This window comes from Nonomuraea longispora, from assembly GCF_004348345.1.
GTDB lineage: Bacteria > Actinomycetota > Actinomycetes > Streptosporangiales > Streptosporangiaceae > Nonomuraea > Nonomuraea longispora.
Map to the genome: position 1 here is coordinate 1 of NZ_SMJZ01000057.1, position 17,799 is coordinate 17,799.

The 17,799-nt window shown below is 72.2% G+C and carries 19 protein-coding genes; 11 read left to right on the forward strand and 8 right to left on the reverse strand.

From position 1 onward, the window contains the following. Both pfkB and E1267_RS16930 read right to left on the reverse strand, forming a co-directional pair. Window positions 1–958 (reverse strand): 1-phosphofructokinase (pfkB, locus tag E1267_RS16925; RefSeq protein WP_132333536.1); only part of this gene is annotated, 958 nt, incomplete at its 3' end. After that, the gene (locus E1267_RS16930) at window positions 955–1,716 is read right to left on the reverse strand and encodes a DeoR/GlpR family DNA-binding transcription regulator (RefSeq protein WP_132333537.1); all 762 of its coding nucleotides are present in this window, start codon (window positions 1,714–1,716) and stop codon (window positions 955–957) included. The genes E1267_RS16930 and pfkB, both read right to left, overlap by 4 nt. A gap of 101 nt (window positions 1,717–1,817) precedes the next feature. On the opposite strand from E1267_RS16930, the gene E1267_RS16935 reads away from it, so the two are divergent. Then, window positions 1,818–2,684, forward strand: coding sequence for a D-alanyl-D-alanine carboxypeptidase family protein (locus tag E1267_RS16935; protein WP_132333538.1), 867 nt, complete (start codon window positions 1,818–1,820; stop codon window positions 2,682–2,684). Between the two features lie 87 nt (window positions 2,685–2,771). Continuing rightward, window positions 2,772–3,287, forward strand: coding sequence for a hypothetical protein (locus E1267_RS16940; protein WP_132333539.1), 516 nt, complete (start codon window positions 2,772–2,774; stop codon window positions 3,285–3,287). 64 nt (window positions 3,288–3,351) lie between these two features. Here E1267_RS16940 and E1267_RS16945 read toward each other — a convergent pair whose 3' ends face one another. Continuing rightward, the gene (locus E1267_RS16945) at window positions 3,352–4,146 is read right to left on the reverse strand and encodes a class I SAM-dependent methyltransferase (protein WP_132333540.1); all 795 of its coding nucleotides are present in this window, start codon (window positions 4,144–4,146) and stop codon (window positions 3,352–3,354) included. Window positions 4,147–4,324: 178 nt separating this feature from the next. On the opposite strand from E1267_RS16945, the gene E1267_RS16950 reads away from it, so the two are divergent. After that, window positions 4,325–4,741, forward strand: a complete 417-nt coding sequence (locus tag E1267_RS16950) for a CBS domain-containing protein (RefSeq protein WP_132333541.1) — start codon at window positions 4,325–4,327, stop codon at window positions 4,739–4,741. Between the two features lie 10 nt (window positions 4,742–4,751). After that, window positions 4,752–5,108, forward strand: coding sequence for an MmcQ/YjbR family DNA-binding protein (locus E1267_RS16955; protein WP_132333542.1), 357 nt, complete (start codon window positions 4,752–4,754; stop codon window positions 5,106–5,108). Between the two features lie 30 nt (window positions 5,109–5,138). Here the strand turns inward: E1267_RS16955 and E1267_RS16960 are convergent, their stop codons facing one another. Then, window positions 5,139–6,068 carry a hypothetical protein gene (locus tag E1267_RS16960; protein WP_132333543.1) on the reverse strand — a complete coding sequence of 310 codons (930 nt, stop codon included), beginning with the start codon at window positions 6,066–6,068 and terminating at the stop codon, window positions 5,139–5,141. A gap of 130 nt (window positions 6,069–6,198) precedes the next feature. Between E1267_RS16960 and E1267_RS16965 the strand changes: the two genes are divergently transcribed. Next, window positions 6,199–7,143: a GNAT family N-acetyltransferase gene (locus tag E1267_RS16965; RefSeq protein WP_132333544.1), complete on the forward strand. Its 945-nt coding sequence runs from the start codon at window positions 6,199–6,201 to the stop codon at window positions 7,141–7,143. Window positions 7,144–7,176: 33 nt separating this feature from the next. On the opposite strand, the gene E1267_RS47240 is transcribed toward E1267_RS16965, so the two are convergent. Together E1267_RS47240 and E1267_RS16970 are read right to left on the reverse strand one after the other, a co-directional pair. Then, entirely contained in the window at window positions 7,177–7,299 is a 123-nt protein-coding gene (locus E1267_RS47240; RefSeq protein WP_281283643.1) for a hypothetical protein, read from the reverse strand. Beyond that, entirely contained in the window at window positions 7,296–7,739 is a 444-nt protein-coding gene (locus E1267_RS16970; protein WP_246063967.1) for a nucleotidyltransferase domain-containing protein, read from the reverse strand. The genes E1267_RS47240 and E1267_RS16970 overlap by 4 nt, the downstream gene beginning before the upstream one ends. Window positions 7,740–7,748: 9 nt before the next feature. Here E1267_RS16970 and E1267_RS16975 point away from each other — a divergent pair, with 9 nt between their 5' ends. The 6 genes from E1267_RS16975 (at window position 7,749) to E1267_RS17000 (ending at window position 15,760) form a co-directional block, all read left to right on the forward strand. Next, window positions 7,749–9,653, forward strand: coding sequence for a propionyl-CoA synthetase (locus tag E1267_RS16975; protein WP_132333545.1), 1,905 nt, complete (start codon window positions 7,749–7,751; stop codon window positions 9,651–9,653). A 97-nt stretch (window positions 9,654–9,750) separates the two neighbouring features. Further along, window positions 9,751–12,588 (forward strand): NACHT domain-containing protein, encoded by a 2,838-nt coding sequence (locus E1267_RS16980; protein WP_132333546.1) that lies wholly within the window; start codon window positions 9,751–9,753, stop codon window positions 12,586–12,588. A 169-nt stretch (window positions 12,589–12,757) separates the two neighbouring features. Further along, window positions 12,758–12,976: a hypothetical protein gene (locus E1267_RS16985; RefSeq protein WP_132333547.1), complete on the forward strand. Its 219-nt coding sequence runs from the start codon at window positions 12,758–12,760 to the stop codon at window positions 12,974–12,976. Between the two features lie 48 nt (window positions 12,977–13,024). Next, on the forward strand, window positions 13,025–13,912 hold the full coding sequence (locus tag E1267_RS16990) for a hypothetical protein (RefSeq protein ID WP_246063968.1): 888 nt from the start codon (window positions 13,025–13,027) through the stop codon (window positions 13,910–13,912). 33 nt (window positions 13,913–13,945) lie between these two features. Continuing rightward, window positions 13,946–14,854 (forward strand): hypothetical protein, encoded by a 909-nt coding sequence (locus tag E1267_RS16995; protein WP_246063969.1) that lies wholly within the window; start codon window positions 13,946–13,948, stop codon window positions 14,852–14,854. 21 nt (window positions 14,855–14,875) lie between these two features. Further along, window positions 14,876–15,760, forward strand: coding sequence for a hypothetical protein (locus tag E1267_RS17000; RefSeq protein WP_246063970.1), 885 nt, complete (start codon window positions 14,876–14,878; stop codon window positions 15,758–15,760). On the opposite strand, the gene E1267_RS17005 is transcribed toward E1267_RS17000, so the two are convergent. Further along, window positions 15,745–16,881 carry a UDP-N-acetylglucosamine--N-acetylmuramyl-(pentapeptide) pyrophosphoryl-undecaprenol N-acetylglucosamine transferase gene (locus tag E1267_RS17005; protein ID WP_132333548.1) on the reverse strand — a complete coding sequence of 379 codons (1,137 nt, stop codon included), beginning with the start codon at window positions 16,879–16,881 and terminating at the stop codon, window positions 15,745–15,747. The genes E1267_RS17000 and E1267_RS17005 overlap by 16 nt on opposite strands. 4 nt (window positions 16,882–16,885) lie before the next feature. Beyond that, window positions 16,886–17,701, reverse strand: a complete 816-nt coding sequence (locus tag E1267_RS17010) for a formylglycine-generating enzyme family protein (RefSeq protein ID WP_132333549.1) — start codon at window positions 17,699–17,701, stop codon at window positions 16,886–16,888. Window positions 17,702–17,799: the final 98 nt, after the last annotated feature.

Sequence of the window (17,799 nt, forward strand, 5' to 3'; positions counted from 1 at the left end):
CGGGAGAGGCGAGGAGGCGGGCCGGGTCGGGGGCGCCGACGGTGACGTCACCGGGATCGAGCCCGGCCACGTCGGCGGGGCCGGGCATCCGGCTGCCGGGCATGCGTACCGCCGCGGCACCCCAGGCCAGCGCCTGGGCCAGCGCGCCGGGGCCGCGCCCGCCGCCGGCGAGGAACCCGGCCAGCATGGCGTCGCCCGCGCCGACGGAGCTGCGCGGTTCGGTGACGGGAGCCTCGCCGTACCAGCTGCCGTCCGGCTCGACCAGGACGGCGCCGTCGGCGCCCAGGCTGGCCAGCACCGCCCGCGCGCCCGCCGCGCGCAACATGCCCGCCGCCTTCACGACGTCGCCCACGCAGCGGATGGGCATGCCGGTGGCGGCCGACAACTCCTCGGCGTTCGGCTTCACCAGGGCGGGCGCCGCGTCGAGCACGCGGGACAGCGCAGGGCCGCTGGTGTCGACCGCCACGTGGATGCCCGCCCCGGCGAACCGGCGGCACAACGTCGCGTACACGTCGGCGGGGACCTGGGGAGGAAGGCTCCCCGAGGCGACCACCCAGTCGGCGCCCTGGACGCCGGAATGAGCCGCCTTCAGCACGGCGTCGGCGATCGTGTCGAGTTCGTCCTGCGCGAGGGCCGTGCCCGGTTCGTTGATCTTCGTTACCGTGCCGTCGGGTTCGGCAAGGGTGACGTTCGACCTGGTCGGGCCCGCGACGGGGACGGTGATCATGTCGAGTCCCTCCGCGGCGAGCAGCCGTACGAGCTGCCTGCCCTCGTCGCCGCCGAACGGCACCACCGCGCGCGAGGCGACCGCGTTGGCCAGCAGCGCGCGCGAGACGTTCACACCCTTGCCGCCAGGGTCGAGGTGGGCGGCGGCGGCGCGGATGACCGCGCCCCTGTCCAGGGCGGAGATCTCGATCGTGCGGTCGAGGCTGGGGTTGAGCGTCAGGGTGAGGATCACGCCCGGATCACCTCCGGGCCCGCCGCGGCCAGGTCGGCGGCCAGCGCGACGTCCAGGCCCGTGTCGGTGATCAGCACGTCGATCTCGCTCAGCTCGGCGAACGTGGCCAGGTAGGTGTTGGTGAACTTCGTGTGGTCGGCCAGCAGGACGCTGCGCTGTGCGGCCTTGACCATGGCCCTCTTGATCGCCGCCTCGGCCGGGTCGGGCGTGGTCAGCCCTCTGCTCAGGGAGCAGCCGTTGGTGGCCATGAAGGCCACGTCGACGTTGAGGTGGGCCAGCGGGCGCAGCGCCCAGTCGTCGACCGTGGCCAGCGTCTTGCCGCGCAGCCGGCCGCCCAGCATGATCACGTGCAGGTTGGCGCGGGCCGCCAGGGCGGTGGCCAGCGGCGGTGAGTTCACCACCACGGTGAGCTCCCGGTCGGCGGGCAGCACCTGGACCAGCCGTCCCGTGGTGGTGCCCGCGTCGATGATCACGGAACCGTCGTCGGGGAGCTCGGCGAGCGCCGCCTTGGCGATGCGCTCCTTCTCGCCCGTCATCACCTCGTCACGGGTGGCCAGCGCGGGCTCGAACCCCAAGCGTTCCACGGGGATCGCGCCCCCGTGAACCCGGCGCAGCACACCCGCCCGCTCCAGCGACGTCAGATCGCGGCGGATCGTCTCGGTGGTGACGTCGAGCTCGGCGGCCAGCGTCACCACGTCGACGCGGCCCGCGGACCGCGCTCTCCGCAGGATCTCCTGCTGCCGCTCCTCGGCGTACATGATGTTGATTCACCGCCGTTTCGAGTTGGTTTCATCTGTGTTTATACCCGTTTATTTGCGCGGTCAAGGGCATACCTGCGGAATCTGGTAGTTGTAGGCACGTGCGAATCAAGCCCCTTGCCGCCGTGCCCGTCGTCCTCGCCGCCGCGCTCGCCGCCGTCCCCGCTCACGCGGAGTCGGCCAAGCCGCCCACCGTCCCCGTCGGCACCACGGCCGCATGGCTGGTCTTCGACCGGCAGGCGGGCAAGTTCGTGGCCACGCGAAACGCGCACAGGAAGTACCGCTCGGCCTCCATCGTCAAGATCATGATCGCGATCGACTACCTGGAACGGCGCAAGAACGTTCCCGCCGCCGACGCCAAGCTGCTCAGGACCATGCTGCGATCCAGCGACGACGACGCGGCCTCGACGTTCTGGGAGCGTGGAGGCCAAGGAAAGATCATCGTCAGGACGGCCCGCGAACTCGGCCTGGCCGACACCACGCCGCCGCCCGCCTCCAAGCCCGGCTTCTGGGGCTATGTCTCGCTCAGCGCGTACGACATCGTGCGCACCTACCGCTACCTGTTCGACCGGGCCGACCCCAAGGTCAGGGACCTGATCCTCGGCCATCTGCGCAAGGCCACGCCGTGCGGGGCCGACGGCTTCGACCAGACCTTCGGCATCCCCGACGCGATCCCCCGCCCGTGGGCGGTCAAGCAGGGCTGGTCGGGGTTCGGCACCACGCCACCCAGCGCGTGCAAGGAGGCCAAGGCCGTCGGCGCGCCCATCTCGTGGGTGGCGCAGCGGGCGACCGGCTCGGGCGTGCCCGACTACGGCCGCCCGGTGCTGCACACGACCGGCCTGGCCGGCCAGGGCGACCGGTACGTCATGGCCGTGCTCACCGCGCATCCGGTGGGCGGCACGTGGAGCGGCTCGGTCAAGCGCATCACGAAGCTGACCCGCGACCTCTACCGCGGCGTCGCCGGCTGACGCCCACGTTCCCCGCTGGATGGGAGCGCCTCACCGGCTGCGGCCGGTGTTGCCCCACGGGGCGGGCAGGCCGGTAGAGTCGGCCCGATGACGAAGCATGCGATCACCCCGCAGGCCGGCATACTCGGAGACACATTCGGCTGCGCCTGCGGAGTGGCCCTGGCCGGCCGGATGCCGGCCGAGCTCCACGCCGCCGAGAACGGACTGTGCTCGGCGTGCCTCGGATCGGCTGAGGAAGAACTGACGGCCGGGATGACGCGCGGGTGCCCGTCGTGCGCGGGCACCGGCCGCCGCAGGGAACAGGTCACCTGGCAACTGGCCCACGCCGAGGCCGAGCACCTGATCACGATGACCATCGTGCGGGGGATCGTGGCGGGCTTCGACGGGCCGTTTCACCTGTCGGAGATCGCCGACACGGTGAGGACCGGTCTCGGGCTGACGGCCGGGCGGCTGCCCGTCGGGCCGCGGGTGCGCGACCTGCTGCTGCAACTGCAGGCCGCGGGTGAGATCACCATGTTGTCGGCGCCCGACGAGCTCATCGGCACCGACATGGTCCTCTACCGCGACCCCCAGTGGCAGCGCGCCAGAACCCTCGGCATCTGACCCCACACCCGCCAGCCCTCCGGCGCCTGCCCCTGGCGCTCCGGACCGGCATTCGCGGGCCGGGTCAGGCGCGGCAGAGGATCTCGCCGTGCAGGATCGACAACCAGCCGTCACCGTCGGCCGCCCACGCCAGCCACCCCTCCGAGATGCGCCGCAGGTCCGCCTCCGTGGCGGCGCCCGTGGCCAGGGCCTGCCGGGCCATCGCCGAGCGCAGGATCCGTTCCGACCACATCCCGCCCCACCACGCGCGGTCTTCGGGCGTGGCGAAACACCAGGTCGAGGACGTGGCGGTGATGTCGTCGAACCCCGCGGCCCGCGCCCACGACAACAGCCGCCGCCCCGCGTCGGGCTCGCCGCCGTTGCCCCGGGCGATCTTCTGGTACAGCCTCATCCACTCGTCCAGCGCGGGCAGCCGGGGGTACCAGGCGAACGCCGTGTAGTCGCTGTCGCGGGCCGCCACGATCCCTCCCGGCCTGGTGACCCTGCGCATCTCCCGCAGTGCCTCCACCGGATCGCCCACGTGCTGCAACACCTGGTGGGCGTGGGTGACGCAGAACGTGCCGTCGTCGAAGCCGAGCGCGTGCACGTCGGCTACGGCGAAGCCCACGTTGCCCAGGCCTCGGGCGCTCACCTCGGCCCTGGCCAGGGCGAGCGCCTCCGCGCTCACCTCGGACGCCGTCACGTGCCCCACCCTGGTCGCGAGGTCCGCGGTGATGGTGCCGGGGCCGCTGCCCACGTCGAGCACCTTCATGTGGGATTTCAGGTGGGGCAGCAGGTACGCGGCCGAGTTGCCGGCGGTGCGCCGGCGGTGCGAGCGCAGCACCGACTCGTGGTGGCCATGCGTGTAGACGGCTTCCATCGCGAACTCCTCCATCTCGCCGGACCGTTGCCGGCGACCCTAGCGCGTATCTCACGATCCAAGAGAAACCATCTCGCTGTACGAGACGGCTGGGCGTCTTCGGCGGCGGCTGCGCCCGCGTGGTGAATCGGGGAAGCGCCCGGGTAGGAGGGCGGAAACCCACCCACAGGAGGACCTCATGGCGAAGACCGTGGCAGATGTCATGACAGCCCACCCGGCGACGATCGAAGGCGACCAGCCGGTGTCCGCCGCCGCCGCTCTCATGCGGGAGCGGGACACCGGAGCGATCATCGTCAACGACGGCGGCCGCATGCAGGGCATCGTCACCGATCGCGACATCACCGTGCGCGTGGTCGCCGACGAGCGCGGCCCGGACACGCCGGTACGCGAGGCGTGCAGCCCGGCCGTCGAAGCCGTCGATCCGGAGACGGGCATCGACCAGGCCGTACGGATGATGCGCTCGCACGCCGTACGCCGCCTCCCCGTGGTGGAGGACGGCCGTGCCGTCGGCATCGTCAGCCTGGGAGACCTCGCCGTAGAGCGCGACGAGAACTCCGCCCTCGCCGACATCTCGGCCGCCGAGGGCAACCGGTAACGTTGCCCGCGTGGTCACAGTCGACGACGTACGGCGGTTCGCGCGCACGCTCCCGCGCACCACTGAGCACCTCATCCGCGACCGCACCAAGTTCCGGGTGGGCAAGATCGTCTACGTGGCGTTCTCGCGCGACGAGACACTGATGGGCTTCGGCTTCCCGAAGGAGGAGCGGGCGGCGCTCGTGGCGGCCGAGCCGGACAGGTTCCTCATGCCGAGAGCCTCCGACCTGCGCTTCAACTGGGTCGTGGTGCGGCTCGCCGCCATCGACGCCGCCGAGATGCGCGAACTGGTGCTGGAGGCCTGGCGGATGTGCGTACCGAAGAAAGTGCGCGTGGAGCACCAGCGGCAGGCCGCCACCCCGCCGTGACCACCCCTGCCCGCCCTGCGTCCGCCGTCGCTATCCGCGGACGTCGGCGAGACCGCGGAGCCTGCGCAGTGCCTTGCGGGCCGCCGCCGCGACCCGCTCGTCCGGGTGGTGGTCGATGAACAGCCGCAGCACCTGGCCCGTCCACGGATGGTCGCCGAAGGCCAGGATCGGGATCGTGCCCGCCTGCTCGTCGGCGTCCATGCCGAGGGCGATCGACTCGATCACCTGGCCCGGCTGGTCACCGAACTCCAGGAGGGCCGCCGCCATGTCCACCAGCACCCACGCGATCTCGTCCGGCGCGGGCTGCCGGTCGGTACGGCCGGTCCTCGCGGCGATCACCGCGCCGAGCTTGCGCTTCTCCAGCTGCCTGGACAGTGCCAGCCGGCCCTCGTCGCCGAACTGCGTGGCCAGCAGTTCGATGCCGATCGCCCGGCTCAGCGGGCTGACCGTGGCCAGCGCCGCGGCGATCTCGGCGACCGCGTCGCCGTTGTCCCTGCCCTTCAGCCAGCCCGCCAGTTCCTCGTCCCGCTCCGCCTCCGGATAGGAGCGCAGGCCGTGCAGCAGCGTCCCGGCGTCGGCGTCCGCGAGCGAGCCCATGACCGGGATTTCCTGCCCCGTGGTCGCCGCCACGATCAGCCGTGCCACCCACAGGCCGAGCCAGCTCAGCGTGTACGGCTCCTCCTGCCGCACCAGCCCGAGCCCCGTCAGCGTCTCCGGCACCACACCCTGGTGCGGCTCGCGCGTCAGGAACATCCTGACCAGTTCGAGCAGCAGGGTGCCGTCGGCGGCCAGCAGGTCACGGCAGTGTCCCGCCCAGGCGGCCAGCACCTCCGAGTCGTCGCCTTCCGCCTTCAGCTCCTCGGCCAGCGGGGCGGCGCGTACCGCCGCCGCGAGCGTGGCGTCGCCGGGCAGCCGGATCGGTGGTTGCAGGGGCAGCGTGTCGTCGTGGTGAGAGCTCACCAGCCCATCCTGTCGCGATATTTCTGTTACGGTGCCAGCTGACACCGAAAAGTCGGAAGAAAGGAGGCGCAGAGATGTTCGGCACGACCCCGGGCGCTCCCCGCGCCCGCTTCCACTTCTCGGAGGAACCATGCGTTTCCGTCCCGCGGTCAAGGACGACCTGGACCGCCTGCTCGGCTGCGTCGTAGACGAGTCCATCAGCTGGGCGCACCCCGACCGCCTGCTGTCCTGTCTCGACAGCGGCAACTACCGATACGACCGCGTCTGGCTCGCCACCGACGACGACACCGGCGACATCCTCGCCCGCGCCGTCTGGTGGGGCTTCCCCGACGGCGGCAGGCCGCTCGCGCTGGACTGCGTCTACGTGCACCCGTCGGCCCGCGACCGGGTGAGCCTGGCCGCCGAACTGCTGAACCACGCCCATGCCGCCTTCGGGCGGGCACCCGAGTACCACGTCTTCGTCCTCCAAGGCTGGCGCGACGACCCCGAGGCCACGGCGGCCATCGGCTGGCGCCGGCAGGCGGCCGGCCGCGCCGGGCTGACGCAGGAGCTCGAACGCCTGCGCTACGCGTGGACGGCCGGCGACGCGCCCGTGCCGGAGCCGTCGGAGCGGCTCGTCTTCCGCGGCGAGGAGGACGACGAGGTCTTCGTGGATGCGTTCCGGCGGGTGGCCGTCGGCACGCTCGACTTCGCCACGCGCCAGGCCCTGCGCACCATGGACCCGGTGGAGCAGGCCCGCGAGGAGGTCCGCGACTACGTGTCCATGCCGGGCGAGCGGTCGTGGTGGCGGCTGGCCTACGACACGAGCGGCGACCTCGTCGGGTTCGCCCTGCCGTCGGCCAACGACGGCGGGCCCGTGGTCGGCTATCTCGGCGTGGTGCCCGAGCACCGTGGCCACGGCTACGTCGACGACCTCCTCGCCGAGATCACCCGCTTCCACGCCGAGCGCGGCGTCCAGCGGATCGTGGCCGACACCGACGCGGGCAACGCGCCGATGGCCAGGGCGTTCGACCGGGCCGGCTACCGCACGTTCGCCGTCAGGCTCGTCCTCTCGGCCGACCCCGACGCTCCGTGAGGCCGATCTCCGCCGGCCATCCGGACAGCCCGCTCACAGGTGCTCCTTCCGTACGCCGACGAGGAAGTCCTCCACCCGGTCCCGGTCCGGCCCGGCGGGCAGCACGCTGGGCGTCGCGGCCAGCTCGGCGCGCAGGGCGGCACGCCAGGCGTTCACCTCCGCCCACGGCAGCTCACCGCGCCGCACCGCGAGCAGCCGCTCGCGGTGCGGTCCCACCTGGACCAGCGGCTCGCCGTGGCGCACCAGGTGAAGGCCGCTGAGCAGCAGCCGAACGTGCGCTGCGCCCGCCGCGACAGGAACGCCGTCCGCAGCTCGCGCAGCCGCCGCCCGGCGGGCGTGATCACCTCCACGATGGGTGACCACAGGCATTCCAGGACGGTCGGGTTGGCGTCGAGGGCGAGGCGGCAGAAACGCTCCACCTCCCACGAGAACTGCTCCGGCAGTGGCCCGTCCCGGTGGGTGGGCGGTTTGTCCAGCCGCCAGAACGCCGCCGTCGGCGCCACGAACACGCCCCGCCGGTCGGTGTCGGAGCTTTCGGTCTCGAGCCCGTACGCCCGCGATCCCATCACGACGGAAAGGATCAAGTCATCGGTCATCCATGTATCTTGCGCCATGGGGGCGCGGGCTGGTCTGATCGATCAGGGGGCGGTTACGACGAGGCTTACCGGCAGAGCATCGAGCGGCCCGGCGGGTTCTGGGCCGAGGCGGCGCGCGGCATCGACTGGGACGTGGCGCCGGCCACCACGCTCGGCGGTGACGGCCGCTGGTTCCCCGACGGGCGGCTCAACACCTGCCACAACGCGGTCGACCGGCATGTCGCGGCCGGGCGCGGCGAGCAGGCGGCGCTGATCCACGACAGCCCGGTCACCGGCACGGCGCGTGTCCTCACCTACGCCGAGCTGCTCGACCAGGTGGCCAGGACCGCGGGCATGCTGCGGGACCTCGGCGTGCGGACCGGCGACACCGTGGTCGTCTACATGCCGATGGTGCCCCAGGCGGTGATCGCGATGCTGGCCTGCGCGCGGCTGGGCGCGGTGCACTCGGTGGTGTTCGGCGGGTTCGCCGCCAGGGAGCTGGCGATGCGGATCGACCACGCCCGGCCCAAGGTGGTGCTCTCGGCGTCCTGCGGCATCGAACCCACCCGGGTGGTGGCGTACAAACCGCTGCTGGACGAGGCACTCGCTCAGGCCGCGCACCGGCCTGAGCGCTGCGTGATCCTCCAGCGGCCGCAGGCGGTGGCCGAGCTCACCGAGGGGCGCGACCTCGACTGGGAGCGGGCCGTGCGCGAGGCCGAGCCGGCCGGTTGCGTGAGCGTGGCCGCCACCGACCCCCTCTACATCCTCTACACCTCCGGCACGACGGGCTCGCCCAAGGGCGTCGTGCGCGACAACGGCGGGCACGCGGTGGCGCTGCACTGGAGCATGGCTCACGTGTTCGGCGCCGCTCCCGGCGAGGTCTACTGGGCCGCGTCCGACGTGGGCTGGGTGGTGGGCCACTCCTACATCGTGTACGCGCCGCTGCTGGCGGGCTGCACGAGCGTGCTGTACGAAGGCAAGCCGGTCGGCACCCCGGACCCGGGCGCGTTCTGGCGGGTGGTGGCCACGTACGGGGTGCGGACGCTGTTCACCGCGCCGACCGCGATCCGGGCCATCAAGAAGGAGGACCCAAGCGGAAATTTCGCGAAACCGCAGGACCTGTCAGCCCTGCGGTACCTCTTCCTGGCCGGCGAGCGCCTCGATCCCGACACCTACCACTGGGCGTCGGACCTGCTCGGCATCCCCGTCATCGACCATTGGTGGCAGACCGAGACCGGCTGGCCGGTGGCCGCCAACTGCGTGGGCATCGAGCCGCTGCCGATCAGGCCAGGCTCGCCCACCAGGCCGGTGCCCGGCTGGGACGTGCACGTCCTCGACGCCGACGGCAACGACTGCCCGCCCGGGGTGGACGGCGCGGTCACCGTCAAGCTGCCGCTCCCGCCCGGCGCGCTGCCCACCCTCTACCGCGACGAGGCCCGCTTCGCCCGCTCCTACCTGGAGCGCTACCCCGGCCACTACCTGAGCGGCGACGGCGGCCACTTCGACGCCGACGGCTACCTCTATGTCATGGGCCGCATCGACGACGTGATCAACGTCGCCGGGCACCGGCTGTCCACCGGCTCGATGGAAGAGGTCGTCGCCGCCCACCCCGACGTGGCGGAGTGCGCCGTGATCGGCGTGGCCGACGAGCTGAAGGGGCAGCTGCCGATGGGGTTCGTGGTGCTGAAGGCCGACGCGGAGCGCGACCCCGCCGAGGTGGAGCGCGAGCTGGCGGCCCTGGTACGCGAGCGCGTCGGCCCCGTCGCCGCCTTCCGCCGCGCCGTGGTCGTCGCCCGGCTGCCGAAGACCCGCTCGGGCAAGATTCTGCGCGCCACGATGCGCGACATCGCCGACGGCCGCCCGTACACCGCGCCGTCCACGATCGAGGATCCGGCGGCGCTGCCTGAGATCGCGCAAGCCCTGAAGGGCATATGACCGCAAGGACGGGGAGCCAGACCGGCATGGTGGGGAAGCCTGCCCGAACGCGGGCGTACAGCGCATGATGGGACACCTCCGTCCCCAGGAGAAGGCCATGATCGATACCCCGAGCTACGCCGACGCCCTGAGGATCCTCGGATGCAAGGACGGCAGGCTCGTCAAGGTCGTCGGATTCGCCTCGGCCGCCGAGCGCACCGGCTGGGCCCTGGCCGGCGGCGGGCGGCTGGCGGCGGGCCTGGCCGACATGCGCGACGGCATCGTGCGCTACGGCAAGGAGACCGTACGCCGCATGCCGGAGCTCAAGAGTGGCGTCGACCGGCACACCCGCACGCAACGGCTGGCTGCGGCGCACGCCGTGATCGTCGTGTCGGCGTACTTCGAGGCGCTGGGCGAGGCGAAGCTGCCGTTCACGCTGGAGCGGCTCGACCGCGGCGGGAAGATCTCCCACGGGGTCCCGACGCCCGAGCGGTTCGCCAGGCTGGTGGCGGAGCTGCTGCTGGAGCGCCTGCCCACGCCCGAGCCGCATGTGCCGTACGCCGAGACGCGCCGCGCCGTGGAACGTGCCTTCCTGCACATGTCCGAGGCCCTGGCCGGGTACGTGGGCGGCCTGTCGATCTGGGACGAGCTGAGCGTCGACGACCAGCTCCTGCTGCCCCGCATGCTCGCCGAGGGCCCGCCCGCGCACGCCCTGCGCGTCTACGACGAGTACTACCGTTCGCTGGCGCTCGACAGCCACGAGTTCGGGGTGCGCAGCCTCGTCACGGAGAAGCCGCCGCCCGGCACGGCGCTGTCGCGGGTGGCGTGGCTGCTGGCCGAGCTGGCGCCGCCCAGGGTCGGCGACCGCCCGGTGATCCACCTGGCCAGGATGGCGGCCAACGCGCTCGACCAGCCGCTCCTCGTGGCCGGCAAACTTCCCGAGGACGTCACGCTCCCGCTGCTCGGCGAGGGCTACCTCACCCCGCGCTGCCGGGTCGCGGAGCTGACCCGCGACGCCGCGCCCGCCGAGCGGGCCTGGTGGGAGGACCGGCGCCTGCTGCCCGACCCCGAGGCGTTCCTGGTGGGCCACCTCACCTCGCTGCGCGCCACCCGGGCGCCCCTGCTGGTGCTGGGGGAGCCGGGCTCGGGCAAGACGAAGCTGACCGAGGTGCTCGCCGCCCGGCTGGCCAGGTCGGAGTTCCTGCCGATGAGGGTGGAGCTGGGCGGGGTGGGCGCACGCGCGGGCGTGACCGAGCAGGTCGAGCAGGCGCTCAAGGGGGTGCTGGACGAGCAGGTGGGCTACGCCGACCTGGTGGCGGCCGGGGACGGGGCGATGCCGGTGATCCTGCTCGACGGCCTGGACGAGCTGCTGCAGGGCGGCGTCAACCGTTTCGACTACCTGGAGCACGTGCGGGAGTTCCAGGCCAGGGAGGCCGGTCTCGGGCGGCCCGTCGCGGTGATCGTCACCAGCCGTACGGTGGTGGCCGACCGGATCAGGTACCCCGAGGGGCTGCTGGCGCTGCAGCTCCAGCCGTTCGACGACGACCAGGTGCGGCAGTGGCTGGACATCTGGGACCAGGCCAACCGGTCCCTGCTGGCCAGGCGCGACCTGAAACCGCTGCCCGCGCAGGCGGCGCTCGTGCACGGCGACATGGCCAGGCAGCCGCTGCTCCTGCTGCTGCTGGCCCTCTACGACGCGGGCGGCAACGCGCTGCAGCGCGACCACGGCCCGCTCGGCCGCGCCCGCCTGTACGAGGTGCTGCTCAGGGACTACACCGAGCGGGAGACCGGCGGGGCCCGGCGGGTCGCGATCGACCAGGAGCTGGTGCTGCTCGGCACGGCGGCGCTGTCCATGCTGGCGAGGGGCCGCCAGGTCCTCACCGACGAGGCGCTCGAACGGGACCTGCCCGCCCTGTGCCACGGCGGCGAGGACGACCCCGGCGACGAGGGCGAACGGATCGACTGGGTGCGCAAGGCCACGGAACGTTTCTTCTTCGTACGCAGGAACGGCCACGCGTTCCTGCACTCCACGTTCGGCGAGTTCCTGGTGGCCTGGCTGACCGTCTACGCGCTGCGCGACCTCGACCGCAGGCGCCGCCTGGCCGGCGACGAGCCTCTCGCGCTCGTGCAGGCCGTGGACGACGACCTGCTGTACGCGGTGACGTCCCACTCCTGCCTGGCCGAGCGCGGGCCCACCGTCGGCTTCATCCTGGAACTGCTGGGGGAGGTGCCCGCCGCGGTGCGGGAGCGGTGCGTCACGCTTCTGGCGGGGCTGCTGCGACGCTCGCTGCACGAACACCCCCGCCGCCACTTCACGGGTTTCGTGCCGGTACGTCACACGGTGCCCCGCCGGCTGGCCGCCTACTCCGCGAACCTCACCCTCCTCATCGTCGCCGCCTCCGACCAGCCCGTCAGCGTCTCCTCGCTCCTCGCGGGACCCGACCCCCTGGAGCGCTGGTCCGCGCTCACCCATCTGTGGAAGGGCAACCTCGGCCACGAGGGCTGGAGCGGCCTGCTCACCGCGCTGTCGGCGCACCGGGTGATCGACGGCGGCACGGAGGACGTCCTGCTCGGGGCCAAGGACGACGCGGGCGGGGGCCACGGCATGGGAGACGTCGTCGTCGCGGTCGCCACCGGCCACACGCCCCGGCACCGGCGCCTGCTCGACCTGCTGCTGCGCGCCCTGGGGGAGGGACGCGGCCTGCCCTACCGGGACCGCGTCCGCATCCTGGAGGAACTGGTCCGTACGGCGGCGGTCAGGTCGCCGGCGCTGCACCAGGCGCTCGGGGCGATGTGGACGGAGGACGGGACCGGCCACGGCGAGCACGCCGAGCTGCGCCCGCTGCTGCGCGCCGTGCTCGCCGATCCGGTGGACCGGATGGGCGCCTGGAACGCGCTGGTCAAGGCGGGCGTCCCCGAGATGGCCCTCTGGGAGATCCAGCAGAGCACGTCGTGAACCGTCCGTTCGATGATCTTGGCGTACGCGAACCAGCCGGATGCCCGGCCGCTCGACCTGACCGGCCACGCGCTGCTCGCCGTGGCTCGCGCCAGGGCGGAGTACTCCGGGACGGTGACCACAGCCGCGCGGTCGCCTCGGGGCCGCGACCGGCCGGGTCATTACCGCGGTGGCTACGATCATGTTCTGCGTGTTCGCCGCTTTCGGCGCGTTCGACGATCGCGCGCTGCGGGTGACGGGCGTCGGGCTGGTCGCTGCGGTGCTGGTCGACGCCACGGTGGTCCGTCTCGTGCCGGTGCCCGCGACCATGGAGGTGCTCGGCGTGCGGACGCGGTGGTTCCCCAACCTGACCTTTCGGAGGCTGACATCTAAGGGAAACGTTACGTAATATCCACATATCACGAGCGTTGGGGGCGCCAGGGTGCCAGGACAGAACGTGGGTGTGGTAGTCGATCCGGGAGTACCCCCGGAGGTCGCCGGACTGTTGCGCGCCCACGTTCCCCTGCTGTCCAGGATCAGGGCGGGCTGGGTGCCCCCCGCCGCCCCGGCGCAGCCGCGCCACCGGAGCGCCTCCGGCGCGCTGCTGCTGGCCGCCACCCCGGCCGTGATCGCGTTCATGGCCGTCCTGCTGGCCTCGCCGCTCGCGCCCGCCGGGTTCATGCTGCTCGGCACGTACGTCTTCATCGTCCTTATCAAGATCGCCTCGATCGGCGAGGTGGTGGACGACGACCGGCCGCACGAGCGCGGCGTCTACGAGCAGGCCCGCTGGTACGACGGCCGCTACCTGCTGCCCGAGGACTTCGACGAGGAGGCGGGGAAGGTGCTGGCCAGGGCGCAGCGGGCCATCGGGTCGGTGCTGCGCTCCCACATCAACGCCGAGGGCCTCCTCGACGACGTGCGCAACGCCCTGATGCTGCCCGCGCAGGAGTGGGAGATCGCCCGGCTGCTGGCCAAGCTGTCGGCGCTGCGCCTGGAGCACAGGGAGCTGCTGTCCAGGGGAATCGCGCCCGAGGTGGCCGCGGTGATCGAGCCGCTCGAACGTGCGCTGGCCGGCAGCGAGGCGGCCGTGGTCGCCCGCGTGGAGGCGCTGGAACGCTACGCCGCCCACGTCGCCGACGCCGAGCGTGCCTACCACGCCCGCGGTCAGATCGAGGAGCTGCGCGCCCGGCTGCCGAAGTACGAGGAGCTGCTGGCGGAGTCGGGCGCCGACGCGCTGGCCGTACCCGAGATCGAGCGGCTGGCCGAGGACGCCGACGTTCTGGAGCGCACGCTCCGGCGCAGCGTGCGGTCGGCGCACGAGGCCTTCCGTTACCTGGAGAGCTGACAGTCGGACAGACCGGGACATAGGATCAGTAACGTGGCCGGACGTCATGCGAAGGTGATCACCGATCCGGCGTTGCCCGACGACGTGGCGGCCCTCCTGCGCGACAACCGCAAGCTGCTCGCCCGCGTGCACGCGGGGTGGGTGCCCACACACAGGGGACACCGGCCCATGGCGGGCACCATGGCCAGGATGGCGGCCTCCCTGACGGCCGTGGCGGCCGCCGTGTACGGGCTGACGTTGTTCGTCGCCGAGCAGTACACCGCCTTCGTAGTGATCATGACAGGCGCGGCCCTGCTGGTCGTCAGCGTGCTGCTGCGGCCCCGGCCTGACGCCGAGGTGGAGCGCCGGCACGCCCTGGAACGCGAGGTCTACGACCACGCCCGCGGGTACGCGGGCCGCTTCGTGCTCCGCGAGCAGCTCGACGATGCCGCCAGGCCGCTCATGAGCCGGGCCCAGGCGGCGATAGATCAGGTCATGAGCTCGAGCGTGAACGCCGAGGGGCTGCTCGACGACGTGCGCAACGGCGTGATGCTGCCCGCGCAGGAGTGGGAGATCGCCCGGCTGCTGGGCAAGTTGTCGGCGCTGCGCGCCGAGCACCAGGAGGTGGTCGCGGAGGGCGTCACACCGGAGGTGGCCGCCGTGGCGGGGCCGCTCGCCGAGGCGCTCGACAGCAGCCAGCGGGCGGTGCTGGCCCGCGTCGAGGCCCTGGAACGGTACGCCGGCCACGTGGCCGACGCCGAGCGCGCCTACCGCGCCAGGCACCAGATCGAGCGGCTCAGCGCCCGGCTGCCCCGCTATGAGGAACTGCTCGCGGAGTCGGGCGCCGACGGATCGGCCGTGCCGGAGCTGAGCCGATTGTCGGACGACGCCGACCGCCTTGAACAGGCATTACGCAACAGCGTCAGCTCCGCACACGAGGCATTTCGACACCTCAATGGCTGATTTCCCCTAGTATCCGGTTTTGTGGCGGATGTGGTAGTGGACCCCGGGGTGCCGCCCGACGACGCTCAGCTGCTCAGGGAGAGCCGGCTGGTGCTGATGAAGATGCGCCAGGGCTGGGTGCCGGAATCGCGGCGGGCCGCGTCGAGCGCACGGTATCGCATGGCCGCCGGCTTCGGCACGGTGGCGTTCCTCGGACTGGTTCTTGGGGTGGGAGGCCTGGGCAGGGGCCTCGGCATCCTCATGCTCCTGCTGATGCTGATCCCCGTCATGGTCGTGCTGTTCGTCAGGACCGACCTGGACGAGGAGGACGAGGAGGAGTACGAGCGGCAGATCTACGAGCAACTGCGCTGGTACGAGGGCCGCTACGTGCTGATCGACGACCTCGACGAGGCGTCCAGGCGGCTGCTCGCCCGCGCCCAGCGGGCCATCGCGACCGTGACCGGCTCCCGGGTCAACGCCGAGGGCATGCTCGACGACGTGCGCAACGCCGTGATGCTGCCCGCGCAGGAGTGGGAGATCGCCCGGCTCCTGGGCAAGCTGTCCGTGCTGCGCACCCAGCACAGGGAGACCGTCTCGCAGGGGCTCACACCCGAGGTGGCCGCCGTGGCCGAACCGCTGGCACGGGCGCTCGACAGCAGCGAGGCGGCGGTGCTGGCCCGCGTCGAGGCCCTGGAACGCTACGCCGCCAACGTCACCGAGGCCGAGCGCGCGTACATCGCCCACGAGCAGATCCAGGAGCTGCGCGGCCGGATGCATCAGTACGAGGAACTGGTGGCCGAGACCGGGGCCGACGGGTTCGCCGTTCCCGAACTGGAACGGCTGGCCCGCGACGCCGACCGGCTGAAGCAGGCACTCAGGCGGAGCGTGAGCTCCGCCCACGAGGCCTTCCGCTACCTCGACCCCTGACCCGCGACCTCCAGCAGCACGTCGCACAGGGCGTCGGCCGCGTCCACCCGGCCCAGCTTCGCCGCCGCCTGCCCCATCGTGTGCCGCAGCTCGTGGTCGGCCAGCAGCGGCATCAGCTCGGCCAGCAGTTGGTCGGCCGTCGGCCGCGGCTCGAGCAGCGCCCTGGCCGCGCCCGCGGAGGCCAGGTAGCCGGCGTTCTTGCGCTGCTCGTCGCCGCCGGTCGGGATCAGTGGGATCAGCACGGACGGCTTGCCGACGGCCGTCAGCTCGGAGACCGTGCCCGCGCCACTGCGCGAGATCACCACGTCGGCCGCGGCGAACAGGTCGGCCAGCTCCCCTCCCACGTAGGGCACCGGGTGGTAGCGCTCGGACAGCTCGCCGGGCAGCTCGACGGCCCGCATCTGGTCGATCCACGCCGGCCCGCACTGGTGCACGATCTGCGCGTGCGGCAGCAGCCGCGGCAGCACCTCGGCGATGAGGGTGTTGATCTGCTTGCTGCCCTGCGCCCCGCCTGTCACGTAGATCAGCGGCACCTCGAACGTCAGCCCGAACAGGTCGTACGCCGCCGCCCGGTTGCCCTGCAGCAGCTCCGGCCGGATCGGGTTGCCCGTCACCACGGCCTTCTTCCTGGCCGGCTCGGGCAGATGTTCGAGCGACGACTCGTGCGACAACGCGATCCTGGTCGCCAGCCTGGACAGGATCCGGTTGGCCAGCCCGACCACCGTCGTCTGCTCGTGCATCACCAGCGGGCGGCGGATCAGCCTGGCCGCCACGCCGATGGGGACCGCCACGTAGCCCCCGGTCGACAACACCACGTCGGGAAGGTAGCGCGCCGCGTGCGCCACCGCCTGGAGCACCCCGACCGGGATGCGGAACACGTCGGCGATGTTCGTGCCCAGCTCTTTGAGGTTGGGCCTGCGGCGCAGCTTGCCTGTGGTGATCGCCTTGAACGGGATGCCGTGCTCGGCGGTGATCCTCGCCTCGAGACCGTTGGCCGTGCCCACCCAGAGCACGTCGTGCGGCACCTGACGTCGCTGGACGGCCGACAGGGTCGTCAGGGCCGGATAGGTGTGACCACCGGTGCCGCCGCCGGTGATCAACAGTCGCAGGGTTCGTGACATGCGATCAGACTAGAGCCGCGCAGCGGAAACCCGTGTGCCCGGAAGCGGAGTCAGGAGTGTTGGAGGTGCGGGCGGCGACGCGGTAGCGGTTGCAGTAGGAGTCGTGGCACATGTACGACCCGCCGCGGATCACCTTGGCGCCGCCCTCGGCCGGCCCTGTGGGGTTGTCGGCGAACGCCTCCCACGTCGTGCCCCACCAGTCGGCCGTCCACTCCCACACGTTGCCCGAGACGTTGTAGAGGCCGTAGCCGTTGGGCTGGAACGACTTGACCGGCACCGTCCCCTTGCTCGGCGCGGACGGGAAACGGCCCTGCCAGATGTTGCACCGTTGCCGGCCCTTGGGCGCCAGCTCGTCGCCCCACGGGTATTTCTTGCGCTCCAGCCCGCCGCGCGCCGCCATCTCCCACTCCGCCTCGGTCGGCAGCCGCTTGCCCGCCCACGTGGCGTAGGCGTTGGCGTCGTTCCACGACACGTGCACCACCGGGTGGTTCTGCCGGTCGCCGATCGTGGATCCGGGACCCTCGGGCGAGCGCCACGTGGCCCCCTCGACCCCCGCCCACCAGGGCGCGCCCGGCACGGAGGCGTCCATCACCCCACCCGTGGCGAACTGGTGGAACACGAACGACCAGCCGATCCGCTCGGTCTCGGTGACGTAGCCGGTCTCCTTGACGAAGGTGGCGAACTGCGCGTTGGTGACGCACACCGGATCGATCAGGAACGGGTCGAGCCGCACCTCGCGCACCGGCCCCTCGCCGTCCTCGGGCCGCCCGTCGGGGTCGTCGCCGCCCATCAGGAACGTCCCGCCCGGGATACGAACCATGCCGCGCGGCACCGTCCGCCGCCCGGTGATCTTCACGGCCTCCTGAACGGGCCCTGAGGTGGCGTTTCTGCTCGGACCGCAGCAAGCGTTCACAGATC